The organism is Pelagibacterium sp., assembly GCF_048264985.1.
Taxonomy (GTDB): domain Bacteria; phylum Pseudomonadota; class Alphaproteobacteria; order Rhizobiales; family Devosiaceae; genus Pelagibacterium.
Genome location: NZ_JBLXCL010000001.1, coordinates 681,925 through 707,917 on the forward strand (window position 1 = coordinate 681,925; position 25,993 = coordinate 707,917).

General features: G+C 58.0%; 26 protein-coding genes and 1 pseudogene. 15 read left to right on the forward strand and 12 right to left on the reverse strand.

The genetic code is table 11. The annotated features are described in order from the left end of the window. The first annotated feature begins 21 nt into the window (after window positions 1-21). Window positions 22-846, forward strand: a complete 825-nt coding sequence (locus tag ACN0TA_RS03390) for a transporter substrate-binding domain-containing protein (RefSeq protein WP_417579815.1) — start codon at window positions 22-24, stop codon at window positions 844-846. A 12-nt stretch (window positions 847-858) separates the two neighbouring features. Here ACN0TA_RS03390 and ACN0TA_RS03395 read toward each other — a convergent pair whose 3' ends face one another. Beyond that, window positions 859-1,263 (reverse strand): tellurite resistance TerB family protein, encoded by a 405-nt coding sequence (locus tag ACN0TA_RS03395; protein WP_417579817.1) that lies wholly within the window; start codon window positions 1,261-1,263, stop codon window positions 859-861. Window positions 1,264-1,415: 152 nt separating this feature from the next. Between ACN0TA_RS03395 and ACN0TA_RS03400 the strand changes: the two genes are divergently transcribed. Together ACN0TA_RS03400 and ACN0TA_RS03405 are read left to right on the forward strand one after the other, a co-directional pair. Further along, window positions 1,416-3,062, forward strand: coding sequence for a lysine--tRNA ligase (locus ACN0TA_RS03400; protein WP_417579819.1), 1,647 nt, complete (start codon window positions 1,416-1,418; stop codon window positions 3,060-3,062). Window positions 3,063-3,068: 6 nt separating this feature from the next. Next, the gene (locus ACN0TA_RS03405; RefSeq protein WP_417579821.1) at window positions 3,069-3,380 is read left to right on the forward strand and encodes a hypothetical protein; all 312 of its coding nucleotides are present in this window, start codon (window positions 3,069-3,071) and stop codon (window positions 3,378-3,380) included. A gap of 110 nt (window positions 3,381-3,490) precedes the next feature. Here the strand turns inward: ACN0TA_RS03405 and ACN0TA_RS03410 are convergent, their stop codons facing one another. After that, the gene (locus ACN0TA_RS03410; RefSeq protein WP_417579823.1) at window positions 3,491-4,126 is read right to left on the reverse strand and encodes a S24 family peptidase; all 636 of its coding nucleotides are present in this window, start codon (window positions 4,124-4,126) and stop codon (window positions 3,491-3,493) included. A gap of 142 nt (window positions 4,127-4,268) precedes the next feature. Between ACN0TA_RS03410 and ACN0TA_RS03415 the strand changes: the two genes are divergently transcribed. Both ACN0TA_RS03415 and ACN0TA_RS03420 read left to right on the forward strand, forming a co-directional pair. Then, window positions 4,269-4,613, forward strand: coding sequence for a DUF952 domain-containing protein (locus ACN0TA_RS03415; RefSeq protein WP_417579825.1), 345 nt, complete (start codon window positions 4,269-4,271; stop codon window positions 4,611-4,613). Then, window positions 4,613-5,713: a quinone-dependent dihydroorotate dehydrogenase gene (locus ACN0TA_RS03420; protein ID WP_417579827.1), complete on the forward strand. Its 1,101-nt coding sequence runs from the start codon at window positions 4,613-4,615 to the stop codon at window positions 5,711-5,713. Before ACN0TA_RS03415 ends, ACN0TA_RS03420 begins: the two co-directional genes overlap by 1 nt. On the opposite strand, the gene ACN0TA_RS03425 is transcribed toward ACN0TA_RS03420, so the two are convergent. From ACN0TA_RS03425 to ACN0TA_RS03435, 3 genes are all read right to left on the reverse strand, one after another. Further along, the gene (locus ACN0TA_RS03425; RefSeq protein ID WP_417579829.1) at window positions 5,710-7,047 is read right to left on the reverse strand and encodes an MATE family efflux transporter; all 1,338 of its coding nucleotides are present in this window, start codon (window positions 7,045-7,047) and stop codon (window positions 5,710-5,712) included. The two genes, ACN0TA_RS03420 and ACN0TA_RS03425, sit on opposite strands and share 4 nt — an antisense overlap. Before the next feature lie 57 nt (window positions 7,048-7,104). After that, window positions 7,105-7,872 (reverse strand): SDR family NAD(P)-dependent oxidoreductase, encoded by a 768-nt coding sequence (locus ACN0TA_RS03430; RefSeq protein WP_417579831.1) that lies wholly within the window; start codon window positions 7,870-7,872, stop codon window positions 7,105-7,107. A gap of 95 nt (window positions 7,873-7,967) precedes the next feature. After that, window positions 7,968-8,264, reverse strand: a complete 297-nt coding sequence (locus ACN0TA_RS03435) for a DUF6460 domain-containing protein (protein ID WP_417579833.1) — start codon at window positions 8,262-8,264, stop codon at window positions 7,968-7,970. 90 nt (window positions 8,265-8,354) lie between these two features. On the opposite strand from ACN0TA_RS03435, the gene ACN0TA_RS03440 reads away from it, so the two are divergent. Together ACN0TA_RS03440 and pdeM are read left to right on the forward strand one after the other, a co-directional pair. Then, on the forward strand, window positions 8,355-10,856 hold the full coding sequence (locus ACN0TA_RS03440; RefSeq protein WP_417579835.1) for a ligase-associated DNA damage response DEXH box helicase: 2,502 nt from the start codon (window positions 8,355-8,357) through the stop codon (window positions 10,854-10,856). A gap of 3 nt (window positions 10,857-10,859) precedes the next feature. Further along, a complete protein-coding gene (gene pdeM, locus ACN0TA_RS03445; RefSeq protein ID WP_417579837.1) occupies window positions 10,860-11,567 on the forward strand; it encodes a ligase-associated DNA damage response endonuclease PdeM in 708 nt (235 codons plus the stop codon). A 3-nt stretch (window positions 11,568-11,570) separates the two neighbouring features. Here the strand turns inward: pdeM and ACN0TA_RS03450 are convergent, their stop codons facing one another. From ACN0TA_RS03450 to ACN0TA_RS03460, 3 genes are all read right to left on the reverse strand, one after another. Then, complete coding sequence (locus ACN0TA_RS03450) at window positions 11,571-12,332, reverse strand: TIGR02186 family protein (protein ID WP_417579839.1); 762 nt, start codon at window positions 12,330-12,332, stop codon at window positions 11,571-11,573. After that, a complete protein-coding gene (locus tag ACN0TA_RS03455; protein WP_417579841.1) occupies window positions 12,329-13,261 on the reverse strand; it encodes a sulfite exporter TauE/SafE family protein in 933 nt (310 codons plus the stop codon). Before ACN0TA_RS03455 ends, ACN0TA_RS03450 begins: the two co-directional genes overlap by 4 nt. Window positions 13,262-13,382: 121 nt before the next feature. Beyond that, window positions 13,383-16,724 carry a peptidoglycan-binding protein gene (locus ACN0TA_RS03460; RefSeq protein WP_417579843.1) on the reverse strand — a complete coding sequence of 1,114 codons (3,342 nt, stop codon included), beginning with the start codon at window positions 16,722-16,724 and terminating at the stop codon, window positions 13,383-13,385. A 223-nt stretch (window positions 16,725-16,947) separates the two neighbouring features. Between ACN0TA_RS03460 and ACN0TA_RS03465 the strand changes: the two genes are divergently transcribed. Together ACN0TA_RS03465 and ACN0TA_RS03470 are read left to right on the forward strand one after the other, a co-directional pair. Beyond that, window positions 16,948-17,397 (forward strand): MerR family transcriptional regulator, encoded by a 450-nt coding sequence (locus ACN0TA_RS03465; RefSeq protein WP_417579845.1) that lies wholly within the window; start codon window positions 16,948-16,950, stop codon window positions 17,395-17,397. A 179-nt stretch (window positions 17,398-17,576) separates the two neighbouring features. After that, window positions 17,577-18,239, forward strand: coding sequence for a response regulator (locus tag ACN0TA_RS03470; protein ID WP_417579847.1), 663 nt, complete (start codon window positions 17,577-17,579; stop codon window positions 18,237-18,239). Window positions 18,240-18,308: 69 nt separating this feature from the next. On the opposite strand, the gene ACN0TA_RS03475 is transcribed toward ACN0TA_RS03470, so the two are convergent. Next, window positions 18,309-18,734 carry a VOC family protein gene (locus ACN0TA_RS03475; protein WP_417579849.1) on the reverse strand — a complete coding sequence of 142 codons (426 nt, stop codon included), beginning with the start codon at window positions 18,732-18,734 and terminating at the stop codon, window positions 18,309-18,311. A gap of 70 nt (window positions 18,735-18,804) precedes the next feature. On the opposite strand from ACN0TA_RS03475, the gene ACN0TA_RS03480 reads away from it, so the two are divergent. After that, window positions 18,805-19,398, forward strand: coding sequence for a TetR/AcrR family transcriptional regulator (locus ACN0TA_RS03480; protein WP_417579851.1), 594 nt, complete (start codon window positions 18,805-18,807; stop codon window positions 19,396-19,398). Here the strand turns inward: ACN0TA_RS03480 and ACN0TA_RS03485 are convergent. Continuing rightward, window positions 19,376-19,696, reverse strand: a complete 321-nt coding sequence (locus ACN0TA_RS03485) for a GNAT family N-acetyltransferase (protein WP_417579853.1) — start codon at window positions 19,694-19,696, stop codon at window positions 19,376-19,378. The genes ACN0TA_RS03480 and ACN0TA_RS03485 overlap by 23 nt on opposite strands. Before the next feature lie 158 nt (window positions 19,697-19,854). Beyond that, window positions 19,855-21,468, reverse strand: a complete 1,614-nt coding sequence (locus ACN0TA_RS03490) for a NahK/ErcS family hybrid sensor histidine kinase/response regulator (RefSeq protein ID WP_417579855.1) — start codon at window positions 21,466-21,468, stop codon at window positions 19,855-19,857. Window positions 21,469-21,612: 144 nt separating this feature from the next. Here ACN0TA_RS03490 and mscL point away from each other — a divergent pair, with 144 nt between their 5' ends. Continuing rightward, window positions 21,613-22,053 carry a large conductance mechanosensitive channel protein MscL gene (gene mscL / locus ACN0TA_RS03495; RefSeq protein ID WP_417579857.1) on the forward strand — a complete coding sequence of 147 codons (441 nt, stop codon included), beginning with the start codon at window positions 21,613-21,615 and terminating at the stop codon, window positions 22,051-22,053. A 531-nt stretch (window positions 22,054-22,584) separates the two neighbouring features. Beyond that, a complete protein-coding gene (locus tag ACN0TA_RS03500; protein ID WP_417579859.1) occupies window positions 22,585-23,220 on the forward strand; it encodes a response regulator transcription factor in 636 nt (211 codons plus the stop codon). Here ACN0TA_RS03500 and ACN0TA_RS03505 read toward each other — a convergent pair. Continuing rightward, window positions 23,217-23,690, reverse strand: coding sequence for a MarR family winged helix-turn-helix transcriptional regulator (locus ACN0TA_RS03505; RefSeq protein WP_417579861.1), 474 nt, complete (start codon window positions 23,688-23,690; stop codon window positions 23,217-23,219). The genes ACN0TA_RS03500 and ACN0TA_RS03505 overlap by 4 nt on opposite strands. A 63-nt stretch (window positions 23,691-23,753) precedes the next feature. On the opposite strand from ACN0TA_RS03505, the gene ACN0TA_RS03510 reads away from it, so the two are divergent. The 3 genes and pseudogenes from ACN0TA_RS03510 to ACN0TA_RS03520 all read left to right on the forward strand — a co-directional run bounded on the left by ACN0TA_RS03510 (window position 23,754) and on the right by ACN0TA_RS03520 (window position 25,978). Beyond that, window positions 23,754-24,467, forward strand: a complete 714-nt coding sequence (locus ACN0TA_RS03510; RefSeq protein WP_417579863.1) for a DUF1428 domain-containing protein — start codon at window positions 23,754-23,756, stop codon at window positions 24,465-24,467. A gap of 9 nt (window positions 24,468-24,476) precedes the next feature. Then, window positions 24,477-25,118 (forward strand): annotated as a pseudogene (locus ACN0TA_RS03515) (glutathione S-transferase family protein). Window positions 25,119-25,318: 200 nt separating this feature from the next. After that, window positions 25,319-25,978: a glyoxalase superfamily protein gene (locus ACN0TA_RS03520; protein ID WP_417582042.1), complete on the forward strand. Its 660-nt coding sequence runs from the start codon at window positions 25,319-25,321 to the stop codon at window positions 25,976-25,978. Window positions 25,979-25,993 lie beyond the last annotated feature (15 nt).

Below are 25,993 nucleotides of genomic sequence, written 5' to 3' on the forward strand. Positions count from 1 at the left end.
AATTTGTATAGGTCATTGAAATTGGCGATTTCAGCGCTCAGGGCGGTCTTGCTTGCCGCAATCGTTTTTGGAAATGGAACCGGCTTCGCGTCAGCGCAGAACCTGCCCGTTCATGTCGATCCGAGCGCCCGCGACGACATGATCGATCCGATCGCCGTTCCTGCCTTGCGGTTTCTGACAACTGCCGATTTTCCGCCTTTCAATTATGCCGATGACACAGGGCGGCTAGCTGGTTTCAACATTGATTTGGCCGATGCCATTTGCGCGCGCTTGGAAGCGCGCTGCACCATTCAGGCATGGCCTTGGAGCCGCGTGCAGGAGGCGCTAGCCGACAATCAGGGAGATGCACTGATTGCCGGGCTCGATATCGCAGGCGATGCCGGTGAGCGGTTCGACTTCTCGCGCATCTATCTGCAATTGCCGGCCCGCTTCGTGACGAAAAAGCCCATCACACCGGCCTTCGATCCACTTTCGGTGACCGGAACGATTGCAACGCGCGAAGGGTCTGCGCATGCGGATTTGGCGTTGCGAATGCTTGAACGCGCGGAGATCGTCTCTTATGCCAGCGAATTCGACGCGCTCGAAGCTGTTGCCTCGGGCGAGGCAGATGCATTTTTTGGAGACGCTGCGCGCGCCTCCTTCTGGCTCAACGAGAATGCGGATTGCTGCGCTTTTGCCGGAGACGCCTATTTCCGCCCCGATCTGTTCGGGGCAGGGTTGGCTGTTGCAGTCCCTGCCGGACTCGACAATGTGCGGGTTGCGATCAACTGGGCTTTGACCCGCTTGCAGCGTGAAGGCCGGATCGACGAGATTTACCTGCGCTGGTTCCCTGTTAGCTTTTACTGAGACCCGATTGCGCTAGAGCCGGCGGTGCCGGATGCGGGCCGATGTTTCGATCGCCGCCGTTGTCAAACGATCAATCGAGAACGCATCGCGGATCATTTCGAGCATGCGCAGCTCTTCCTGATTGAGCTTGAGATCGACAGTAACGATTTCGACTGCAATAGCGTAGGCGGTCTCCTGAAGTCGAGGTTCTAGGGTCTGCGCGATCTGGTCGAGCAGTGCGTCCAGACCCGCTTTGTTGATCGTGTCAACGCAACTCGAGGCGACTTCCGGAAGGCGCTCGATATCGAAATTTTCGAACACCGGCCATCGGCTGATAAGCGCTGCGAACCGATCCATTTCGCGGTCGGATACGTCCTTATCGGACACCGCGGCCATCACCATCACATGGACGAGAGCGTCGGTTGCTGAAAACTGCATGAAATCACCTGAAGCCTTTTGGGTGGGGAGCCAAATCTAGAAAGTGCGGCGCGCGGGCGCAAGGGGCAGTGGTCGTCGGCATTGACCTTTGGGGGCGGTTGGTGCAACACCGCGGCTTGAATTTTCCCAGTTTGAGAAAAGGATGGGCGAACGTGTCCCAGACCCTGCCCCCTCTCGATCCTTCGGCAATCGCCGCTGCACCCAACGCCCGTGCCTGGCCGTTCGAGGAAGCCCGAAAAGTCGTGCGTCGTGCCGAAAAGCTGGGCAAGGACGAAGTGATATTTGAGACCGGTTACGGGCCCTCCGGGAAACCCCATATCGGCACCTTCGGCGAAGTCATGCGCACAACCATGGTGCGCACGGCATTCCGGTTATTGACCGGCGATGCGATTAAGACGCGGCTGATCTGTTTTTCCGACGACATGGACGGGATGCGCAAGATCCCCGACAACGTGCCGTCCAAGGAGGCGCTGGAACCTTATCTCCAGATGCCGCTGACCGCCGTACCCGATCCCTGGACCAATGAATTTTCCAGTTTTGGTGAGCACAACAACGCCATGCTGAGGCGCTTTCTGGATGCGTTCGGCTTTGACTACGAGTTTGCCAGTGCGACCGATTATTACAAGTCGGGCAAGTTCGACACCATGCTGCTGCGTGCTCTCGAGCGCTATGACGATATCATGGGTGTCATGCTTCCCACGCTCGGTGCTGAGCGTCAGGCCACATATTCGCCCATTCTGCCCATTTCACCAATTTCGGGGCGTGTGCTTTACGTTCCGATGAAGGAAGTCAATGCCAAGGACGGCACCGTCACCTTTGCCGATGAAGATGGGCGCGACGTCACTGTTCCGGTGACCGGTGGCAATGTGAAGCTGCAATGGAAGCCCGATTTCGGAATGCGCTGGGCAGCGCTGGGCGTCGATTTTGAAATGTTTGGCAAGGATCACCAGACCAATCAAATTATCTACGACAAGATTTGCGCGATCTTGGGCGGCACTCCGCCCGAGCACTATGTCTATGAACTCTTTCTTGATGAAGACGGCCAGAAGATTTCCAAGTCCAAGGGTAACGGCATCACCATTGACGAATGGCTGACCTATGCCTCCTCGGAAAGCCTGTCTCTGTTTATGTTCCAGAAGCCAAGAACAGCCAAGCGTCTCTATTTCGATGTCATCCCCAAGGCCGTGGACGAGTATTACACTTTCGCCGCCAAGGCCCAGGGCGAAGATGCCGCACAGTTGCTGGAAAACCCGACATTTCACATTCACTCAACAAAGCCCCCAGCATACGACATGCCGGTCAGCTTTGCGCTCTTGCTCAACCTTGCCACGGCGTCCAACCCCGAAAGCCGTGAGGTCATGTGGGGGTACATTTCGGCGTATGCGCCGGGCGTGACACCGCAAACGCATCCTCATCTGGATGCGCTGGTTGGTTACGCCATGAGCTACTTCGAGGATTTTGTTCAAAAATCCTATCGCGCGCCCGACGATATCGAGCGCAAGGCGCTCGAGGATCTATCGGAGACCCTGGCAACCCTCCCCGTCGATGCGGACGGCGAAGCCATTCAGAACGCTGCCCTCGATGTCGCCCGAGAGATCGAGCGTTATCAGGACCACAAGCGTCTTGGTCCCAATGGCGGTCCAGGGGTTTCAGGTGCCTTCTTCCAGATGCTCTACCAGGTGTTGATCGGTCAGGAACGCGGACCTCGTTTCGGCTCATTCGCCGCGCTGTATGGCATCGAGAACACGCGAAAGCTGATCGAGAAGGCACTGAACGGTCAACTGGCCGCGCAAGGCTGAACCATCATGGGGATCGCTCCGGGCCTCACCGAGCTGCAAGCGACTATCGCCCGTATGCAGGCCCGATTCGATGTTGACCCGCGCGCAGCAGATCTGATGCATCGCTATCGCGATCTCTGCATCCGCTTTGAAGCCGATCTCGCCGACCCGCGCGATATTGCGCTGAGCCGGGCCGCTGCCCTCATGATGATAAATATCAGCTCGATAAACCGGATAGCGACTGCGTCCGACGGCGATAACCGCGCCGCCATCGGCAACCAGCACTTCGGCAGCTTCAGGCGCATGGTCGAACTCCCGACCAAACCTCATATTCCATAGTTGCCGCCCACGAGGACCGTATCGATATCACCGGTTACGGCCTTCAAATGGATCGCACGCCGACAATCGGCCGATGCCACAGAGTGTCCGGCCGCCAGTCGGACGCTTGACTACTGGCTGGCCCACAAGATGCGGGCGATCCAGTCGATTTCATCGGGCTTGAAAATACGCGGCGGATGGTCGGGGTTAATCGAATGAAGCTCGATCTGTTTTTCGGTGCGCCGGTGCAGGATCTTGGCCATCACTTCGCCTTCCTGGGTGCGCGCTACGACGCGATCGCCGCGCCGAAGCTGCTCGGTCGGCGAGACGATGATGTAGTCTCCGTCACGATAAAGCGGCTGCATGGATTCTCCGGTGACCTCGAGCGCATAGGCAGTGCCATCGCCAAGCCCTGGAAAGCGGACCTCGTCCCAGCCCTGTCCGGCCGGGAAGCCCGAAGCATCGAAATAGCCGCCCGAACCGGCCTGTGCGAAACCCAGAAGCGGTACGGCGCGTCCGGTCCCGGCATTCTGGTTGTAGGAAAGACCGCCCGAGAGCAGCGTGTCGAATGTTTCGCTTGTGGCTTCGAGCACCTTGGCTACAGATTCCGTCGACGGCCAGCGCTCGCGCCCATCCTTGCTGACACGCTTTGAGGGATTGAATGCTGTTGCATCCAGTCCTGCCAGCTTGGCAAGACCCGATGCCGACAGGTTGTGTCGGTCGGCAAGGCTATCGAGAGCTTCCCATATGGCGCGATGAGACAACATGGACGTTCAGTTTCCACAAAAAGGAATAATATCCCTATATTATGGAAACTAGTCCTATTACGCTGTTAGTCTCTTGTAAAGAATTTTTCCATGCTTGGCAGGCTGATCCTGGAGCGTTAGACCAATCGCGACAGGAGATTACATGGCTGAACCGATCTATAAAATCGCCTCGACTGATGACTGGGCGCGGGCACGCGCAGCGGGACAACTGGTGGGTACGCCGGTCGATATTGCCGATGGTTACATTCACTTTTCCACGGCGGCTCAGCTGGTCGAAACGCTCGCAAAACACTATCGTGGCGCCAGTGGGTTGGTTCTGGCAACGATTGATCCCGAGTTGATTGGGATTGATCTTGTCTGGGAGCCTTCGCGCGGCGGACAGCTCTTTCCTCATCTTTATGCGCCATTGCCCATGGCGGCGGTTGTCGCCGAGCGCGATCTTGTTGCCCGTCCTGATGGCGGTTTCGATTTGCCGGAGATTGCGTGATGGGGATTTCAGATTTTATGCGTAATGCCGCTGTGCAGAAGTTTGGTCAGGACGTGCTGATGCGCATGGACGCCGAAACCGCACACAGGGCAACAATCAATGCGCTCAAGTTCGGCCTTGTCCCGGCAGGCAACCCCACGCCAGCAAACCTTGCGACCAGTTTTTGCGGGTTGGATTTGCCCAATCCCGTAGGGATGGCGCCTGGATTCGACAAGAATGCTGAAGTGTTCGGCCCACTTGCCAAGGCGGGGTTCGGTTTCGTGGAAGTGGGAACTCTGACGCCGCGCGCGCAAAAAGGCAATCCCACGCCAAGAGTGTTCCGCATTCCTGAAGCGATGGGCGTGATCAACCGACTTGGTTTCAACAATGAAGGGCATGAATTTGCCTTTGAACGGCTCAAGGGCCGCAAGCCCGGCCAGACAGTTGGCATCAATATCGGGGCCAACAAGGATAGTGAGGACTTCGTTGCCGACTACGTGGTCGGAGTGACGAGGTTTTCACCACTGGCCGATTACCTGACGGCCAATATTTCGTCACCAAATACGCCGGGCCTGCGCAGTCTTCAGGCTGAAGACGCGCTCAGGCGTCTGCTGGCAGCTCTTGTGGAAACCCGCGCCGCGCAGCCGCGTCAGACACCGATACTGCTCAAGATCGCGCCGGATCTTGGGGAGGCTGAAATGGACGCGATTGCCAGGACAATACTTGAAAGTGGCATCGATGGGCTGATCGTTTCCAACACGACGCTTTCACGCGACGCTGTAGCGGGGCTGGAAAATGCAGATGAAATCGGCGGACTGTCGGGAAAGCCACTGTTTAATCTGGCAACACGGCGCCTGGCGCAGATGCGCCTGCGGCTAGGCCCGGACTTTCCTCTTGTCGGTGTGGGCGGAATCCATTCAGCCCAAAGCGCCATTGCAAAATTCGAAGCTGGAGCCAATGTCATCCAGCTCTATTCCGCGCTGGTGTATGGCGGGCTCGATATGATCGAAGAGATCAAATCTGGTCTGTCTCAGACGGTTTCCGAACGCGGTCTTGCCGGTGTTTCCGCGCTTTCAGGGGCGGCCGTAACCGACTGGGCCGAGGGTCGCATAACGCTTTAGCCGAAAATTTCGGTCTTCCGATTTTCGATTGCAACTGCATAGATGCCAGCACGCACGAGCAGCAGAACATGAAGCGCGATCCACAATCCCCAAAGGCCCAATATTGGCTGCAGGACCATGGCTGCGGCCAGATAGACAAGCAGTGAGACGATCATACCGTTGCGCATGGTAACGTTCAGCGTCGCACCGATCATCACCCCGTCATATACAAAGGCCGGCATGCCCGTAAGCGGTGTAAGTGCCGCCATGACAAGATAGACGCGCGCCATTTCGCGCACCTCAATATTGGTGGTCATCAAGTCGATCGCCAGCCAGCCAAAGCTCAAAAGCAATACACTAAGCGTCCCGGCAATCAGCAGCCCCCAGCCCAGCGTGAGCCTGGTGGCGCGCTCGAATGCCGGTCGCCATCGGGCGCCGACCGCCTTGCCGCACAATTGCTCGGATGCCGTAGCGATCCCGTCCAGAAAGAACGCCGAGACCGAGAACAATTGCAAAAGAATCGCGTTGGAAGCCAATTCGATCTCGCCCATGCGCGCGCCCTGCGCCGCGAAGTAGGCAAAAGCGCCCATGAGTGCTGCCGAACGGATTATCAGGTCGCGACTGAGCCCGATCATGCGTTTGATCGCGGTTATATCGAGCAGGGCAGGAAGCGTTGTGTTGGCCAGGATGGCACCCATCCCGCCGTAATGCCGCATGGCAATGATGGCCCCGGCAACAGCGGCGACAGCCTGCCCGATGACAGTGGCCCAGGCGACGCCGGGAACACCAAGACCCAATCCCTGAACGAACAGGACACTGAGGGCGATGTTGATGACATTGATGAGGATTTGCAGCCACATGCCGGTGCGGGCATCGGCGCGCCCATAAAACCAGCCGAGCAGGACATAATTGACCAGTACGAATGGCACCGACCACATGCGCACGCCCATGTAATCGGCGAATGCGCCCGCCGCGTCGGCGGGTGGTGCCAGCGCCACGGAAAAGCCGAGATAGATGGGGTAGGACAGCGCCAGAAGAATAACGCTGAGACCGGCCGCCGCCAGCATCGCCCGTGCCATATGCAGCAATCCGTCAAGCGGGTCGCGCGCGCCGATTGCTTGTGCGGTCAGCCCCGCTGTGCCGAAGCGCAGGAAAAAGGCCAGCGCAAACACCACGCTGAACGCTGCAGCGCCAAGCGAAAGCCCGCCTAGCAAGCCTGCATCCCCCAACTGCCCGATGACAGCTGTATCGATTATGCCTGCTACCGGCTCGGTAATAAACGCTACCGAGGCGGGGATGGCGATCGCCCACACATCGCGATGTTGAACCTTGAAGGGGTGGACAGCTGCAGTCATGGACAGGAACCGGAAGAGGCAGGAAACGCAACGCTATCCGATTCCACGTACCCCGTTCTAACTCTCAAAGTCACGCTTTTTGAGCAGAACTGGCCGTGTGGGGACCTGGCAGACAGGCATGATCTCTATGGAATTGACGTTTACATGTGCTGGCAGGTTCGCGAGCCACCAAACTGTATTGGCAATGTCCTCGGGCAAGAGCGGCTCGTTGTCTGCATACATTTTTTCATTGGCCTCGAAGTCGCCACCTGTGCGCACTGCGGTGAATTCCGATTTGGCATGGCCCGGTTCCAGCGACGTTACACGAATGCCGGATCCCATGGTATCAGTGCGCAGATTCATCGAGAACTGATGCACGAAAGCCTTGGTCGCCCCATAAACATTGCCCCCGGTGTAGGCAAAGCGCCCGGCGATAGAGCCGACATTTATGATTGAGGAACCGCGCCCCACCTGCTTGATCAGCGGCAGGACTTCGACGGTTGTATGCAGCAGCCCGACAATGTTGGTGTCAATCATCGTCTGCCATTGACCGGTATCGATTTCTGGAATGGCCCCGGTGCCCAGCGCAAGTCCGCCATTGTTGAACAGGCAGGTGACTGGCTTGAAGTTTTCGGGGATGGACGCGACGGCATGCTTGATAGAGGCTCTGTCAGTCAGGTCCATTTCTATGCAGTGGACGATTTCCGGAAACTCGGCCTCAAGTTCGGCGAGCCGTTCACGCCGGCGGCCCGTCGCAATCACCTTCCAGCCGTTCTTTGCGAAAAGACGCGCCGTTGCTGCGCCGAAGCCGGACGTGGCACCGGTGATGAAAATGACGGGAGACATGGGCAAGACCTTGCATCGCTTTAAACTGGGCAGGGCAAATCAAATGCCCTGCACCATCTTAATCGCCGCCACTGTTCTGCTCAACCAGCTATCGCTTAGCGCCGTCTTCCCGCAGCCATCAGGCGCCCCAAGAACCAGAGCGGCAGGACGATCACCGCGCCCGTCAGCATATAAGCGAAGCCGTCGCGGAAGACTTCGAAGCCATTGTCAAAGATCGAATTGATGAAGTTTTGAATCGACCGGAAAATCGCATCGGGACTGATTCCGAAGATCGACATCAAAAAGCCCACGACCAGGCTCATGAGAATCAACCGGACAGCCACTCGTCCCGGTGTGCCGCCCAGAAACGCTTCCAGCCAGCTTGGTCTTTGATTTGTGTCGCGGTTGTCCATACTCTCGGGCATCGGTCTATCGGGTCCATCGATTCTGCTCATGATGCCACATAGGCGCCGACAATGGCCAATTAAAGAGCTACCGACATCGTGACAGCGCTTTCGCCTATCGTAGCCGACTGGTTCGCCTCCAAGGGCTGGCATGCGCGGCCGCATCAGTTGGCCGTTCTGGAGGCCGAGCGCGCCGGAAATTCGGTTCTGTTGATTGCTCCGACCGGGGCCGGCAAGACATTGGCCGGTTTCCTTCCGTCAATCGAAGATCTCATCGCAAGACCTGTCGATGGACTGCACACGCTCTACATTTCTCCGCTCAAGGCGCTCGCGGTCGACGTTGCCCGCAACCTTGGCGACCCGGTCCGCGAAATGGGCCTCAAGATCAAGGTCGAAACCCGAACTGGCGACACGCCAGCGGCCCGGCGCCAGCGACAGCGTTTCGATCCGCCCCATATCCTGATGACCACGCCCGAGCAGTTGGCGCTGCTTCTCAGCCACCCTGACAGCGCCCGACTGTTTTCCGGCTTGCGGCGGATCGTGCTCGATGAACTCCATGCGCTCGTCACGTCCAAGCGCGGCGATCTGCTCAGTCTCGGTGTCGCCAGGCTCGCGCGATTGTCGCCGACTGTGAAACTCACTGCGCTTTCGGCGACCGTTGCGCAACCCGACATCTTGCGCGAATGGATCGCCGCGCCTGTTGCGCCCAATCCCGCCGTCTTGCTCAATGCGCCGGGTGGTGCCCCACCGAAATTGTCGATACTCAATAGCCAGGAGCGCTTGCCTTGGGCTGGTCATTCGGCTGCGTACGCAGTTCCCGACCTTTATGAGACGATCAAGGCGCATGGCACGACTTTACTGTTCGTCAATACCCGATCTCAGGCCGAGATGCTGTTTCAGAACCTTTGGGCGATCAATGATGATGGCCTGCCCATTGCACTCCATCATGGCTCGCTCTCGGTCGAACAGCGGCGCAAGGTGGAAAGCGCAATGGTCTCGGGTATGCTGCGCGCAGTCGTATGTACCTCGACGCTGGATCTGGGCATTGACTGGGGTGACGTCGATCTTGTTGTGCAGGTTGGCGCCCCCAAGGGCGCTTCGCGCATGCTTCAGCGGATCGGGCGTGCCAACCATCGGCTCGATGAACCCTCCAAGGCCATGTTCGTGCCCGCCAACCGCTTCGAGGTTCTAGAGTGTGAAGCTGCGCTTGAAGCCGTCGCTGAAGGAGCGCAGGACAGTGAAAACCCGCTTGAAGGCGGGCTGGACGTTCTTGCGCAGCACATCCTGGGTCTGGCATGCGCCGAATCGCTTGATGAGAGCGCCATCTTTGCCGAGATTACCTCAGCCTGGCCCTACAAAGACCTCAGTCGGGAAAAATTCGGCCGCGTGCTCGAGTTTGTCTCAACGGGTGGATATGCGCTGAAAGCCTATGAACGTTTCGCCAAACTGCGCAAGACCTCCGAGGGGTTGTGGCGGATCGCTAACCCGCAGATTGCCCAGCAATACCGTCTTAACGTCGGTACGATCGTCGAAGAGCCGATGCTCAAGGTACGGTTGGTCCGCGCCCGTGGGGTGCGCAAAGGGGCGACGACCGGACCGATCGGGCGCGGTGGCAGGGTGCTTGGCGAGATCGAAGAGTATTTCATAGATCAGCTGGTACGTGGAGATACCTTCATGTTCGGCGGTGAGATCGTTGCCTTTGAGGGTGTTGTTGAAACCGAGGCCTATGTGTCGCGCTCGTTTTCCGACAACCCCAAAATTCCCTCCTACATGGGCGGGCGCTTTCCGCTTTCGACGTTTCTTGCCGACAAAGTCCGCAAGATCCTCGCCAACCCCCAAGGCTGGCGAATTTTGCCCGATCAGGTGCGCGAATGGCTGGATCTGCAAAACTATGCCTCTGTGCTGCCCGACAGCGACAGCCTGCTGGTCGAGACGTTCCCGCGTGCTGATAAGCACTATCTTGTGTGCTATCCCTTCGAGGGGCGACTGGCACATCAGACCTTGGGGATGCTGTTGACCCGACGACTTGAGCGGGCACGAGCACAGCCCCTTGGGTTTGTCGCGTCCGATTACGCGCTGGCCATATGGTGCGCATCGGATCTGGGTGCGTTGATTTCTTCAGGCAGGTTGTCGCTCGACCAGTTGTTCGACGAGGATATGCTGGGCGATGATCTTGAAGCCTGGCTCGACGAATCCGCGCTAATGAAGCGCACATTCCGAAACTGTGCCATTATCTCCGGCCTGATCGAGCGTCGACATCCGGGCAAGGAAAAGTCCGGGCGTCAGCTCACCGTCAGCTCGGACATCATCTATGATGTGCTTTATCAGCACGAGCCACACCACATCCTAATCGAGGCTACGAGGCGCGATGCTGCCCGCGGCCTGCTCGATATCGAAAGGCTGGGACAGGCGCTGCGTCGCATCCGACGACACATCAAACACAAGCGACTGGACCGAATCTCGCCTCTTGCGGTACCTGTATTGCTCGATATCGGCAAGGAACCGGTCTTCGGGGAAGCGCGAGAAGCGGTTCTGCGCGAAGCAGCCGAAGATCTGATTGCAGAGGCGATCGGCACCGACGTTCCGACCAACCAGGGATAGACTTTGGCTCAGGCACAGCCCGCCAGCGGCAAGGATGAACGCGAAACGATCCGGTTTGCGGGCAACATCTTTGTTCCGCTGTCTTCCGGCGCGCTGTATTGGCCCGAGCTTGAGGCCCTGCTGGTAGCCGATCTTCACCTTGAGAAACTCTCAAGTTTCGCTCGTTCTGGTCAGCTGCTGCCACCTTACGATACGGCGATGACTCTCAAGCGGCTCGAACGCGACATCGCCCTGATTGGAGCAAAGCGCGTCTTTGCGTTGGGTGACAGTTTTCATCGGGACGAGGGAACCACGACACTTCTGGGTGAAGACCGTCAGCGACTTGCAGAAATGGTCGGTCAGCTCGAATGGGTCTGGATTGCTGGCAATCACGACCCAGCGCCTCACGAACTGGGGGGAACGTGCTGTAACGAGCTGGCGATTTCTGGCTGTGCATTGCGCCATGAACCTCAAGCTGGCAATCCCGGGCTGATCTCCGGGCATCTCCACCCGGCAGCGCGCGTATCGATGAATGGCAGATCGTCAAGGCGCCCATGTTTTGCATGGGATGAGCATTTGATGATCCTTCCCGCTTATGGTGCGTCCACAGGAAGTCTCAATGTATTGTCGCCGGCCTTTGCCGGGCTCTTCGACCAGTCCAGGCTCGAAGTGATGATGCTTGGGCGAGACAGGGTATATCCGGTTAGCCGTCAGCGCCTGGTAATGGGCTAAGCCTTAGCGACGGAACAATACGCCGCCAAGCCAACCGGTAACCAGCGCCAAGAGCACTGTTGCCAAACCATAGAGCAACGGCTGGCTCACCGCAGCCTCACCGACGAACCGCTCGAACCCCGACTTTTGCACGAAGAAATGCTGTGCACTCTGGGCAACGATCTCGCCGTTTTGCACGACAAGGGCTTGAGCCAAAAATATGCCGTTCGGCACGTTCGCCGGTAGTACGACACGCGTGGAGAAAAAGGTAGGCGAAAGAAAGCTGACACCGCGTCCATCGGTCCGAAACAGATTGGCATTGCCCATCAGTCGCACAAGTTCACTTTCGAACAGCGCGACATTTCCCGTCGTTTCTTCCATCGCAGCGGCAATTTGGGATTCTACAGTCAGGTTGCGTTGCGCGATGACTTCGGGATCGAGAATCGTTTCGATCGGTCGGCTCGAAAGCAGACGGTAAAATGATGGCAGGCCCGAAAACAGTGCATGGTCGGCGTTGAGCATAATGCCGAATTGGCGCGACTTGCGGCGCACAACGCGATCCTCGACCGGCCCGCGAATGATGAAGATGACATCGAATACGCCTTGGGGACGGGAACCGTCCGGACTCGGTTCGATATTGCCGAAAAGCGTTATGGTTTCGCCCGCGAAATTTGAATGGATCGAAATCGTCGGGTCTGAAGTGCCGAACACAAGACCTTGGGCATGCGCGGCGGGGAGTGCCGCAAGCACCACCAGAAGGGAGAGGAGGAAGCGCGCCGCGATCACAAGCCTTCTCCGAAGCCGAGCACCGATGTCGAAAAGGGATCGGCAGGCGACAAAAGCAGCGAAAGCGCAAACCGTATCGCCACCCCAAGAACGATCAAAGCGAGCAGGAACCGCAATTGGTCGCCCCGCAGATATTGACCCGCAGACGCGCCGAATTGAGCGCCTGCAACGCTGCCCACCATCAGACAAAACGCCAGTAGGATATCAACGCTCTGGCTCTGATAGGCGTGCAGGACGCAGGTTGCTGCCATAACGGCCAGCACATGCAACAACGAGGTGCCGATAACCACCGAGCCAGGGATGCGCAACAGATAAACCAGTGCTGGCACGAGAATGAACCCCCCGCCAATGCCCAGCAGCGACCCCACAATGCCGATCAGAAATCCGATGCCGATGACCGGAATTACAGAAATATATAGCTTGGAGCGCTTGAAGCGGAAGCGCAGCGGCAGACCGTGAGCCCAGTTGTGTTGACCCGGCATGCGGCGCGGTGGCGGTCCGGCGCGACGCGAGCGGATGAGCGAGCGGATGGCCTCGATCAGCATCAGCGAGCCGATTGAACCAAGAAAGATCAGGTATCCGAACGAAATGGCCAGATCGAGTTGACCGAAAGAGCGCAAGAGATCGAAAATCCAGACGCCGACGCCGGCACCGAACACGCCACCGCTGACAAGGAACATGGCCAATGTCAGATCGATGCCGCCGCGTCGCCAATACGACAACGCACCCGACGTCGAGGCTGCCACAACCTGCCCTGTAACAGAGGCAACCGCCACCGGCGCAGGAACGCCCGAGAAGATCAAAAGGGGCGTCAGCAAGAACCCGCCGCCAACCCCAAACAGACCCGATAGAAATCCGATGGCGGCCCCGATCCCCACAAGGAAGAACAGGTTCACAGACATTTCTGCGATGGGCAAATAGATCAGCACGGCCGGGCCCAATCAAAGGCAGGGAACACAGGGCGTCAATAGGCGCTGCCTGTGGAGATAGTGTAACGACGCGCACCTAAAATAGAAGATTAGGTTCCACGGATCTGTGGCCCAGATAAATCTAGACCGGCTGGCTGCCTAGGACGGCCAACAGGCGCGGATTTATCGAGCCGCTTTCGTTCATACCGGTTGCGCGCTCGAATGCAACAACAGCTTCGCTGGTTTTGGGGCCGGGAATGCCGTCGGGCGAGCCAACGTCGTAACCGAGTTTTCCAAGCAGCACCTGCACACGCATGATCACATCACGGTTGGTGATTGAGGGACCGGGATCGAATTCGTCGTCCCAGGTACCGATCGGCGCGAAATTGGCAGCAATATCGATTTCGACGGGTGTCCATGCAGCCAGGGTAGCGTCGAGGCGCTGAATGGCGTCGGCCTCGAGCGAGCGGGAAACATCGTCGCGCGAATTGGCCGCATCTTCGTCGCCCGAGCGAGCTGCAAGCGAGAACCAGATGTAGGATTTTTCGAAATCCTGATCGACGCCGAGACCACGCGCATAAAGCATGCCCAGATTGAACTGGCTGTCGGTCAAGCCACGACTGGCGGCCTCTTCAAACCAATGTGCCGCGGCGGCAAAATCCTGATCGGCCAGCTCACCGCCAGCGTAGAGCGACGCAAGGTTGTGCATGGACATGCGGTTTCCTGCTTCCGCAGCGCGCTGGTACCACAGACGCGCCATGTCAAGGTCGCGCTCGACACCGCGGCCGCCCTCGTAGAGGCTGCCGAGTCGGTATTGTGCGGGGGCAAAGCCCTGAGCCGCGGAGCGTTCATACCAGGCTGCCGCATCTCCGAAATCTTGTTCGACGACTGTGCCTTCGGTGAGGATGGCTCCAACCTCGAACTGTGCGAAACGGTCACCTTCGTCTGCGGCGTCCCTCAATGCTACGGGCTCAATCGCTGCAGGTGCGGTGATGGCGGGCAGAGTTGCTGTATCGGAAGGCGCTGCGTATCCGCTCGCCGCACCGATCGAAGCCGTCGTCATCGGGTCAATTGTCGGGATTGCCGTCAACGCGTCCGAATCCACCATCGCTGCGGAAAGGCGCGGTTGTTGCTCGATGACCCGAACGTTTGACATCAGATCATCGGCAGATGCTGTATCTGTCTCGGTTGGTTCTTCTGAAATGGCGGGTGCTGCCGAGTCTTCAGGACCTGCAGCTGCCGGGGCAGCGTCGGTGGCGCTCACGTCCGCGGCTGGGGCGCCTTCTTGGGCCGGTGCCTGTGGTTCGACGACCTGGGCGCTTTCCGCGTTCTGCGGTGCAGAGCCTGACGGCATGATGCGTCCCAAAACCAGAGGTGTCGCCAAGGCAATTACTGCAATAACGGCGGTGCCGAGCAACAATGCGCGCCGATTGCGAGCAAAAAAGCTCGGCGCTGCGGCCTCGTGGCCATCGACGTCTTCGTCTTCATGGCGTGGTTCAACGACTGGTTCGGAAGACTCAAGAACAGGTGTGGCCTCGGACACAGGCTCGTCGGAGCTTTCGGTCTCTTCCCGCTGGAAGCGCGCCAGAGCCCGCCCGATCAGGGATTTCGGCTCATCGATCTCATCGGCTGCTGGCTGGCGGGCCGAACGGCGTGCAGCCTCGATGAAACTAGCTCGCGTGGCATTCGAGACAGTCGGGGTTGCATTTGCTGTTGCCGGAGCTGCAGCAGGAGCCGGGGTAGTTTCAAAACGACTTTGGGCTTCTGTAAGGCTCGATTTCGGCTTGGCCGGACGATCGATTGCCGCTGTGTCGAGCGCGAAACCGGTATTGGGTTCGGCAATGTCCACGATCTCCTTTGGCGCTTCGTCGGTATCGACAGCGCCCTGGCCCAGGACGCGCCGCGACGCGCCGGTGGCCGGATCAACCGGCATCGCGTCTTCAGGCTTGCGACGTGGAATATCAGGAGTTGGGGCGGCAGTATGCGTTGTTTCCGGTTCGTTGGTCGTAGTGGTTGCTGGTTTGCTGTTCAGCATGGCTTCCAGCCGGGCAATACGGTTGTCGACCTGCGCAATCGAATTGCGTACGCCTGACAGATTGCTGGCCTCCGCGCCACTCTCGACGCTCCGCGAAAACAACGAAGCAAGGCGATCTTCAAGGGCCGCAAGATCGGCCTTTTCGACGCCGTCCGCGTCCGGGGCGCTCGCGATCGGCGCGTTCTGGGTCTTGCTGGCAATCATGTCGGCCAGGGCTTCAAGGTCGGGACCCGCCGGCGCTTCGCCACTTTCCAGCTCGGCCATTGCCTTGAGTTGCGCGCCGGTTTCGTCGACGCGACGGGCAATCTGGCGCAATTGCGCTTCGATGGCATCGATTGCTGGCGCCTCTGCCGGGGCGGTCATCGTTTCAATGCGCTGTTCAAGCTGGCTAAAGCGCGGCTCGATGGTCTCGGCAATAACGTCGCGCAACATCGTGACGCTTTCGGCGAGCATTGCAGCATCGTCGCGTGAGGGCGCTTCGATAGTGGAAATGCGTGCGCTAATGGCGTCGATTTTTTCGAGAAGGCTGGTCGGCTCGGTCGGTTTGCTCACGGCCTCTGTCAGCGCAGCCATATCCCGGCTCAGGCGCTCGATATCGTCCGAAGGGCGCGACTGGCTCGCTTCAAGAGTGTCGATGCGATCATAAATGGAGCGTACGCTCTGCTCGATCATTGCCATCGCCTGGATCTGACGATCGTCGGCCAGAGCAGCCTGCTGGCTGTCGCGTTCGCTAGTCTGAAGTTGGTGCGTGACGAGTTTTTCGATGGTCGAGGTCAGCTCTTCGATCCGCTGGGAGGTCAAATTCCCCCCCGAGTTGCGGTCCGATGTGATCAGTTCGGCAAGATTGCCGATCTGGGCTTCGATACGTTTGATCTGCCCGGTCTCACCTACGGCGCCGGCAAGCATTTCGATAACTTCGCTGAGCTGGTCGATCTGCCCGGCAATGTTGGAGTTTTCCCCAAGCGATTCAATGCGCTGCCCGATGCGATCCTCGAAGCCAGCAATCTTTTCGCCAATCGCGTCGAGCGATCTGGCGAAGTCGGCAAGCTCTGAGCGTGGCGCGCTAGCCGTCGCGACATTTGCGGGAGCGGGGTTGGGTGCAACGGATGCAGCGCCGCCCGTCTGGCGCGCTCGGATCTGATTGATGGCGTCGACAACGCTTTCGCGCATTACCGGTCGGTCCTCGGGTGACCGGTCTGCAAGACGGCTTACAGCCTGTCGTACGCTGCGCAACGCTTCCGAATGACGATCAGGCTGATGCAGGGCAGGGCGCGGCTGGGCCGCCGGCTGCGGGCTATCCTTGGTGGCCTGGCTTGTCGCGACCTGGTCTTCGACCTGATCGAGCAGCGCTACCAATTCGTTTCGCAAGCTTTCCCATTCCGCCCCATTGGACCGGCGAAGATTGGTTTGCGGCTCATCCCAGTCGTGATGTGGGTTCGTTCGCGCCATATTGCTTTCCGACAGGCTCCCGACGGCACGTCGACCGTGCCGTTTCTGACGATGGAATCGCCTATCCTGACTTTCGTCTTCTTATGGTAAACATCGCGTTAACCGTGATTGCATGTCGCATTGATCTCATTGCTATTTTTACGCATGGATTGCGCGAGGTCTCAGTTCATGGTGATGTTTGAGCTTGAGCCGAACAGCGATAAGACAGCAGCAAGTCATCAATATGAGTGGACCAGCCCGCAAGGACCGCGCGACGCGCCAGAGCGAGGGCCCGGCAATCTATACGATTGCAGAGCTCGCCGATGCGTTCTCGATTACGCACCGGACCCTGCGCTTTTACGAAGACAAGGGCATGTTGCGGCCTCGCAGGGTAGGCAACAAGCGCCTTTATACCAACCGTGACCGCTTGCGGCTTCGCATTATCCTTGATGGCAAACAGGTCGGGCTGACGCTCCGCGAAATTCAGGAATATCTCGACACCTATGATTTGCGGGACGGCTCGTATGATCATCTGCGCCGTGCGCTAGACAAGGTTCATCACCAGCGCCACCTTCTCCAGCAACGCCGTTCGGCCATCGAAAAATCGCTAGCTGAGTTGGCGCGGGTCGAACAGATCATCGAAGGCATGCTGGCTGAGCCGCAAGACCCCGATGGTCGGGGCGACATCATTTAAGAGGGTCGGCTTGCTGGCGGAAAATGAGGTCGAAGCCTCACATCGAAGGCTCAATACGCGTAAAAGACCGACATATGCTTGATTCGCAGCTCGAATTTAGCATTATCTCCATTGTGTTTACTCTTGGAGGCTAGAAGGTCTCCAGTATCGTTCCTGCCCCGGCGAGGTCCAGCGCCCCAATGAGCCACCGTATTATCATCGTCGACGATCACCCCCTTTTCCGGGCCGCTCTGCGCCAGACGCTCGAGGGCCGGGATGGCGGTATGATGTTCGAGGAGGCTGGTGATATCGAAGGATTGAGCGCGGCGCTCGAAACCAATCGCGATTGCGATCTTGTTTTGCTCGATCTGAACATGCCAGGCGTGAGGGGCTTCTCGGGCCTTCTCCTCTTGCGCGCGCAGTTCCCTGAAGTGCCGGTAATGATCGTTTCCGCTGTTGAAGATACGTCGGTCATCCGTCGCTGTTTTGATCTGGGCGCATCGGGCTTTCTGTCCAAGTCGGAAAGCGCTGCCCGAATCCGGGAGTCGATCGATACTATTCTTGCTGGCGGATTGTGGGTGCCTGAAGGGGTCTCACTTGACGGGCATGATGAGCAGACAGAGGTGCTTACGCGCCTTGCAACGCTGACTCCCCAGCAGATCAGGGTGCTCATGATGCTTTCGGACGGTCTGATGAACAAGCAGATAGCCTATGAGCTTTCAATCTCCGAAGCCACGGTCAAGGCCCATGTTTCGGCAATCTTGCAAAAGCTCAATGTCGATAGCCGCACCCAGGCGGTGATCGCCGCCGCCAAGATCGAGCAGGGGCAGTTCGCCCAGCTCGTGGAGGATCAGCAAGCCTGATATTGCTGTCGTATTGGAAAAAATAGACTGGCCCCAGTGTTTGGCGGGGCCAGCTGGTGTTATTGTCATTCACTGAGGCAGAGCGTCCTGAGCATACTGGGATGCAAATTCCGCGCTGGGCGGAATGGGCTTGATGACATCGATCATGGTCCCGTTGGGGTCGCTGACGATGAAATGGCGCTGGCCGAAATCTTCATCACGAATGTCTTGGAGAACTGTTGCGCCTGCAGCTTTCAGGCGATCGTATTCGGCATCGACGTCGTCGACTTCAAAGCTAAGCAGTAGGCCACCTGTCTGGCCGCGGTGCGCGTGTGGAACCGTGTGGTGGGACTTGTCCAGCACGGCAAAGTTGAAAGCTGGGTTGCTGCTCGATTGCAGGTGAACATACCAGTCACTGTCGAACAGGACGCGGAAATCGAAATGCTCGACATAAAAGGCAGCTGATGTCGCGACGTTATCGGTCATGACGACTGGGTAGAAGCTGGTGGGGCGCACGGGGTTTCCTTTCGTTTAAAGGAGACATACTGTCTGTATGTAAGTAGGAATTAACATACAGGCTGCATGTATGCAAGAAGGTTCGTCACGCCGGTCAAACAAGGACCGTTCAGAAGCCACGCGTTCAGCGTTGATCGATGCGGGGCGCATGCTTTTTGTCGAAAGTCCCTATGGGGAAATTAGTACGCCTGAAATCGCGTCCAAAGCGGGCGTGACGCGTGGCGCGCTCTATCATCACTTTGCGGACAAGCGCGAACTTTTCGCTGCTGTCGTGAATTCTGAGGCCACCGCGGTCGCCCACGATATTGTGCAATCCGCCCCCGCGGGCACTTCAGCTATGGAAGCGCTGATGGCGGGTGGGCAAGCCTATCTCGATGCGATGGCTGTTCCGGGGCGCACGCGGCTGTTGTTGCTGGACGGCCCGGCCGTGCTTGGCCATGCTGAGGCGAAGGCGATAGACATGTGCCACAGTGCAGCCACGCTGCGTGAGGGCCTTGCTAACGCTATCAAGGCTGGAGCGATCCGGGCTCTGGCACTTGAGCCACTAACTGCAATGATATCTGCGGCGTTTGACGCGGCCTCGTTGGACATAGAAGCGGGCGGCGATAGAGCAGAATGGGAAAACTGCCTTCAAGCAATGATCAAGGGCCTCGCCCCGGACTGATTGAGCCTAGCAAGCTTGGTCCAGTTTTTTCCTCTCTCCAACCGGTACGGACAACGTCAGAACAAGCCATGCTTTTGATAGAGATTGGTGCAGCCAAATTGTCGCTGAAAACGCCAAGTTCCACGCAGTCGCACCTGCCCTCCAGCGCCAGGTTCATCAATCCACTCAATAGAGCGTCTGCCAATCCTGCAGGCAGTGCATCCGGGCGGACATAAAGACCGTGGATTGAGCCGTACTTGCCGACAATCCGCAGGAAAGCCGCCCCCTTGATCGCCTTGAGCGACAAGCACCACAGCACCGGCTCTTATGGCTTCGGTGTATTGCTCGGGCGGAATGGCGCTTTCGTCTTCATATCCGGTCAGAAATGACTCTGGATGCCGCGCCATCGCCTCCAGCGATAGCATGCGCCAGATCGCTGCATCTCCGGGTCCAACGCGACGGACTAGGGGGCATGGATTAAAGCTGTTTGCTCATTTGCGAGAGCAGTGCTCGCAGTGCCGCTGGCTTCACCGGCTTGTTCAGAACCGGTGTGCCTCTGGTTTCCGCCAACTTCCGGACAGCCGGTGTTTGATCGGCAGTGACCAAAACCGTGGGCAGATGCCCGCCAACGATCTGCTTGAGCCATTCTATAGCGTCAAGGCCAGAGGTCTGGTCGAGGTGGTAGTCCATCAGAACGAGGTCGGGTACCCAACCCTCGAGCATTCCCAATTGCGCTATTTCCTTCAGCGAAGTCGCTGTGCGGACTTCGCAGCCCCAATTCTGAAGTAAGCCCGACATGGCATCAAGGATCGATCGTTCATTATCTACGCACAAGACATGAAGTCCATCGAGCAGGGTGTTGGCGCGCGTGGGCGCGGCGTCGGCCTGTACCGGTTGGCGCGGCGCCATAGCGATAAGCGGCACCGAGATTGAAAACCGCGAACCTTGCCCTACGGTGCTCTCGATTTCCATCGCGTGGTCGAGCGCTGCAAGAATGCGCTGCACGATGGACAGGCCCAAACCCAGTCCCGGCGCAATGCGTGCGCCCTGCTCTAGGCGGGAAAACTCGGTAAAAATCAACTGATGCTGATGGCGGTCGATGCCGATGCCGGTGTCGATAACATCGAGACGGACAGTCTCGCCGCGGCGGCGGCAACCGACAAGAACGCTGCCGCCGGGCCGGGTATATTTAATGGCATTGGAGACCAGATTCTGGATCACCCGGGCAAGAAGCATCCGGTCCGATCTGACAGTAAATGAAGCCCCAACGACCCGCAGCGAAATGTCCTTTTCGGCAGCGAGCGGCTGAAACTCGATCTCGATTTTCCTCAGCAGGTCGAGAATGTCGATATTGGTGCGCGTAACCTTCAGTGCGCCCGAATCCATGCGTGAAATGTCAAGCAGCGTCGACATGATGTCTTCGACAGCATTGAGGGAGGCATCTATAGAGGATGCTAATTCGGCCATGGGCGTTCCGCGCGTGCGCTCGAACAGCGTGGATGTGTAAAGACGGGCTGCATTGAGCGGTTGCAGCAGATCGTGGCTTGCCGCCGCAAGGAACCGGGTTTTTTCGTGGTTGGCAGCGTCCGCCTTGGCACGAGCCTTCTCGAGTTCGGCGTTAAGAAGCGTAAGGGCTCTGGTGCGATCATTCACCCGTTCTTCGAGCGTGTGATTGACCTGTTCCAGGGCCGTTTCAGCGCGGGCCCTGTCGGTAACGTCCGAATAGGAGATCAGCAGTCCACCGTCGGGGAGTCGCGCTGTGTGTATTTCCAGCTGATGGCCCGAGATGTTGGTGCGTTGGGTCAGTGTTGTGGGTTCTGAAGTTATCAGGCGCCGTCGTTGGTCGGCTACAACTTGGGGCGTACCCGGCCCCAAATCGCCCCGTCGCGCCATGAACAACAAGATTTCGTCGAGCAGCGTGCCTGCAAGTGTCAGCGATTGCGGCAACTCCATGCCCGCGCGGTATTGAGTGTTCGCTGAAGCCAGTCGCAGCTCGGCATCGAATATGGCAAGGCCATAGGGAAGGTGATCGATCGCCCCGTTAATGCGGGTATCGTAGGCAAGCTGCTGGGGATCTGTGCTCTCGGGCATGCAATGCTCCTAACCCCGCCGAACTGTGTTGTGGTGGCCCTTGCGTGGCTGAAATGTCAAGTCATTCCAATGGACATGGCGAGGGAATCGGGGCTAGCTTTGAATGGCCGCGCGGGGCGGGGAGCAACGACAGGAGACACCCGGATGTCATTCGTCAAGGAATTCAAGGAATTTGCCGTCAAGGGCAATATGGTCGACATGGCCGTAGGTATCATTATTGGCGGAGCCTTCGGCACAATAGTGTCGTCGCTCGTTGATGACATATTCATGCCGGTTATCGGCTTGCTCCTCGGTGGAGTGGACTTTACCAACCTGTTTATCGTGCTTTCCAATCCCGATGGCGTTGCAGTGCCATCCCTGGCCGTGGCCCAAGCTGCCGGCGTGGCCACGCTCAACATCGGACTGTTCATCAATGCAGTGGTGAAATTCGCCATAGTTGCGTTTGCGCTGTTCATGCTGGTCAAGGGCATCAACATGTTACGGCGCGAACAAAAGGAAGAGGAAAAACCCGCCGAGCCCGCAGCGCCGCCGCGCGAGGAGGTTCTTCTGTCCGAAATCCGCGATATTTTGAAAGCCAAGAATTAGGTAACTGCTCAAAGCTGCAAACCGTTGGAAAGGCCCGCTCAATCGAGCGGGCCTTTGCTTTTGCGCGGCAAGGATACTTGTCCTCTATACGTAGTTTATCCTATTGCTCAAACTGTTATAAGATTATAGTCCTATATGTACGTAGTGAGCGATAGGGCAGAGACCGACCGGCAGAGCCCGCGCCCTATAGCAAACTCGGCTTGCAACTCATGTTTGCAACAGCAAGCCGATTTGACGCCACTACAGAGTGGGCGGGTCGTTGATTGCTCCGGGTGGAGGCGGAGGCAGTTGCAGGGAACGTGCCTGGATTCGGTCGCAAAGTATGGGATCTGGCGGTGCGAGGTGGAGAACACCAGAACGCGGCCTGGTGTGGCCAAATCAAGTCTTTGGTCGGTCGGGTACGGGGCCGCACAGACGCCCCAGCGATGTAGCGCCGGCCAAGGCTGGCGAGAGTTGCCTTTTAAGCTCAATGGGAGAGGAGGGCGTTGTGCGTGATGGACATGACGCATCCCGAAAGAATTGGAGAGAGCAGTGAATTCGGAAATTTCCTATCGGCCGTTTCTCAATCGTGACCGGCTGGTCCATATCGTCGACAGCGATCAGCCCACATGTGAAGGGCTTGATGTCTTGTTTCGTCTTGAAGGCTTCCAAACGGTCATTTCGCGCAATAGCGACGACTTTATTGCGCGTTTTGGTCAGCGGCGGCCAGATGTTGTGATCCTCAATTTCGACCTTGATGGCGAGGACATGCTGCCGGCGCTGCGCCGGATAAAAGACATGCGTTCGGGCATTCCCGTGTTCATGTTGGCCGACCGCCCATTGGTCGATGGAACGGTGGAAGCCATGCGCGCCGGGGCAAGCGATGTATTCGTCAAACCCGTGGATTCGGAGCGGTTCGTCCGCGCCGTTCGGGAGACGCTGCGGCGCGATGTTCATTTCAAACCTTGCCGTGACGGCCAGCGCGAAGTCGAGATCCGCGGTTTTTCGCAACTGACCCCGCGCGAACGTGAAGTCCTGCAATTGCTCACCAATGGTCAATCCAACAAGGAGGCCGGCCGTGAGCTCGGCATTTCGCCCCGCACTATCGAAGTCCACCGAGCGCGGGTGATGGAAAAGCTCGGTGCCCGCAATACTGCCGACCTGATCCGTATAGTCCTGACCAGCTAAGTGTGTTTCGGGTGATGCTGCTCGGTTATCGCCCATAAATGGCGCGCCATATCCGGCGCGCCGATCCGGGTCAGATGAACGTCAAGCTCGGCGTGTGTGCGCTCCCAGACCGGTAGCGCCGCAGCCAGAGCGTCCAGGCCCAGGTCGGTCAGGCGAACCCGCCGTCCACGCCGGTCGTTGGAGTCGACTTCAAGAGCCACAAACTTGCGGCGTTCAAGCGGCTTTAGATTGGCGGTAAGCGTCGTTCGGTCCATCGCCAGAAGTGCCGCCAGCGCACTGATCGAAGGCGCCTCAGGTCTGTTCAGTCCCATTAGCAATGAAAACTGACCATTGGTCAGCCCTGTCGGTCGCATTGCATCATCGAAGCGTCGGGCAAGTGCGCGCGCCGCGCGCTGTGCAGCGAGGCATAAGCAATGATCGCGAACATGAAGCGTTGCCTCGTACGGCACTGGTCGAATCGAATTTGACATTCCTTAGATAGGTTGATATCAACATAAAAGTCAATGCTGGCCATCGTCGAAGGGAGTGTTTCAATGACCTATGTGATGGGGTTTGTCGCCGCAGTGCCGGTGGCTAACAAGAAGGCATATCAGGCGTTTGCAGAAGAATCGGTTGGCTATTTCAAGGGGCTTGGCGTAACGCGAATGCTCGAAAGCTGGGGCGATGATGTGTCGCGAGGCAAGGTGACCGATTTCTACCGGGCAGTCGCTGCAAAGCCGGACGAAGAGATCGTTTATTCGTTTCAGTTTTACCCCGATGCTGCGGCTGCGGCTGCGGCGAACGAAAAAATGGCGAACGACCCCGCCATGGCGGAGATGGGCGCCAAGATGCCGTTCGACGGCGCACGCATGATCTATGGCGGGTTTGACGTCGTTGCTGAACGCCACGGAAAGGGAGAGACTGGCTATCTGGAGGGCTCGATTATCGCTGTCCCCAACAGCGCGCGCCAATCCTACATTGACTATGCAAACAAGCTTTCGGCTCTGTTTCTGGCACACGGCGCCGTGCGCAGTGTCGATGCATGGGGCGACGAGGTACCTGATGGCAAGGTAACCGATTTCAAAAAGGCAGTCGCTGCCAAGAATGATGAAACGGTAGTCTTGGGATGGATTGAATGGCCGTCCAAGCAGGTTCGCGATGGTGCCTGGCCCAAGATGATGGAAGATCCACTGCTGCAAAATGATGGCGTAGGCATCGACGAAAGCCGACGGGTGTTCGGCGGATTCGTGCCGATCCTCGATCGCTAGGTGTAAGCGATGACCAGTCAGGTTGTTCTCACCACCTATGATTGGGTGCCGGAAGGTCCACGCGGGTTCGTGCGCGATCTCAGGATACGCTGGGCACTCGAAGAGGCCGGGCTGGACTATCGGGTTGTCACGACCCCATTCCACCATCGTGATGCTGAGCACTTGGAGCGTCAGCCCTTCGGACAAATCCCATTCATACAAGACGATGAGATCACGCTGTTTGAAAGCGGTGCGATCCTGCTGCATCTGGGATGAAAGAGCGAAAAGCTTATGCCCCGAAATCCTCAGGGTGAGGCTGATACCCTCCAGTGGGTCATCGCAGCGCTGAACTCGATAGAAATGGTGAGCGTCCCATGGTGGTTCATCGATCGTCCCGGACAGAGCGATAACCCCCTGTCCGGCTGGTTGAGCGCACGCGTCGAAAAGCTCTCGGCGGCGCTGGGCGAGAGCCACTGGCTGGCGGCATCGCGCTTTACAATCGCCGATATTTTGATGGCGGACGTCTTGCGTATACCTCTGAAGCGCGGCGCTCTTGATAACTTCGCCAACCTTAGTGCCTATGTCGAGCGCGCCACATCACGGCCGGCATTCATCAAGGCGTTTGATGACCAGCTGGCTCATTTCGAACAAGCCCAACCAGCCATGCCCTGATCGATTGACAGCGTCACGCGTGTAATGCCAGATTGACGAAGGTTTGTGCAGCCCGCCGCTCGCGCCCTCAAGGGCTGGTGAATGCACACATTGGACCCGTGGTTTGACCTTTTTGGGCAGACTGTCGGTAACGCGAGCGCTGACAAAGTTTCTTGCCCAGCAAGGATCAGATCATGTTGGAAACGCCAGCACCAAAAACCATGGCGAAATCGCTCCGAAACGCTTTGGCCGAACATGGCCATGAATTGTCTCATGGCCAGTGCCTCGATCTCGTCGCGCGCCAGTTAGGCTATGCAGATTGGAACGTGTTGTCGGCTCGCGGTTTACGACAAGCACGACCAGATCTTCAGATGCCAGAGGGCTGGTTTGCGGCTTCCCATTCAAGTCATGAACTCTACTGCATGGGCATCGCGCCGGATCAGACTGGTGTCGCCATGATTGCTTCACGCGCGGGTGCAAAAATTCCGAAAGATCACACCGGCGTGCTCATGCAATCGTTTTCAGCGCAATCGTTTCGCGGGAAACGTTTGATGTTGAAGGCTGAGCTCAAAACCCTCGGCGCGACGGCTGGAACGCTCTGGATGCGTATCGATCCCCGCGGCGGCGGCAGATATCTGCGTTTCGACAACATGCTGCGCCGCACTGAAGACGGCGCCCTTAGGGGTGATACTGACTGGACTGAGCGCAGTGTTGTACTGGACGTTCCCTATTCAGCCGAGAGTATTCATCTCGGGTTCTTCCTGATGGAGCAGGGCGCGGTTTGGGCCCGTAATTTCGCGCTGGATACAGTGGGTGACGACGTCCCGGAAACCTCAGGTGGCCAGTTCCCGCACGGCCCAACCAATTTTAGCTTGCAATAGCTGAACGCTGACCGG

Coding starts and splice junctions, on each gene's coding strand:
- ACN0TA_RS03395 (WP_417579817.1), bottom strand. CDS start 1,263: ATGCAGTTTTCAGCAACCGACGCTCTCGTCCATGTGATGGTGATGGCC.
- ACN0TA_RS03405 (WP_417579821.1), top strand. CDS start 3,069: ATGGGGATCGCTCCGGGCCTCACCGAGCTGCAAGCGACTATCGCCCGT.
- ACN0TA_RS03410 (WP_417579823.1), bottom strand. CDS start 4,126: ATGTTGTCTCATCGCGCCATATGGGAAGCTCTCGATAGCCTTGCCGAC.
- ACN0TA_RS03415 (WP_417579825.1), top strand. CDS start 4,269: ATGGCTGAACCGATCTATAAAATCGCCTCGACTGATGACTGGGCGCGG.
- ACN0TA_RS03420 (WP_417579827.1), top strand. CDS start 4,613: ATGGGGATTTCAGATTTTATGCGTAATGCCGCTGTGCAGAAGTTTGGT.
- ACN0TA_RS03425 (WP_417579829.1), bottom strand. CDS start 7,047: ATGACTGCAGCTGTCCACCCCTTCAAGGTTCAACATCGCGATGTGTGG.
- ACN0TA_RS03430 (WP_417579831.1), bottom strand. CDS start 7,872: ATGTCTCCCGTCATTTTCATCACCGGTGCCACGTCCGGCTTCGGCGCA.
- ACN0TA_RS03435 (WP_417579833.1), bottom strand. CDS start 8,264: ATGGACAACCGCGACACAAATCAAAGACCAAGCTGGCTGGAAGCGTTT.
- ACN0TA_RS03460 (WP_417579843.1), bottom strand. CDS start 16,724: ATGGCGCGAACGAACCCACATCACGACTGGGATGAGCCGCAAACCAAT.
- ACN0TA_RS03465 (WP_417579845.1), top strand. CDS start 16,948: ATGAGTGGACCAGCCCGCAAGGACCGCGCGACGCGCCAGAGCGAGGGC.
- ACN0TA_RS03470 (WP_417579847.1), top strand. CDS start 17,577: ATGAGCCACCGTATTATCATCGTCGACGATCACCCCCTTTTCCGGGCC.
- ACN0TA_RS03480 (WP_417579851.1), top strand. CDS start 18,805: ATGCAAGAAGGTTCGTCACGCCGGTCAAACAAGGACCGTTCAGAAGCC.
- ACN0TA_RS03490 (WP_417579855.1), bottom strand. CDS start 21,468: ATGCCCGAGAGCACAGATCCCCAGCAGCTTGCCTACGATACCCGCATT.
- mscL (WP_417579857.1), top strand. CDS start 21,613: ATGTCATTCGTCAAGGAATTCAAGGAATTTGCCGTCAAGGGCAATATG.
- ACN0TA_RS03505 (WP_417579861.1), bottom strand. CDS start 23,690: ATGTCAAATTCGATTCGACCAGTGCCGTACGAGGCAACGCTTCATGTT.
- ACN0TA_RS03510 (WP_417579863.1), top strand. CDS start 23,754: ATGACCTATGTGATGGGGTTTGTCGCCGCAGTGCCGGTGGCTAACAAG.
- ACN0TA_RS03520 (WP_417582042.1), top strand. CDS start 25,319: ATGGCGAAATCGCTCCGAAACGCTTTGGCCGAACATGGCCATGAATTG.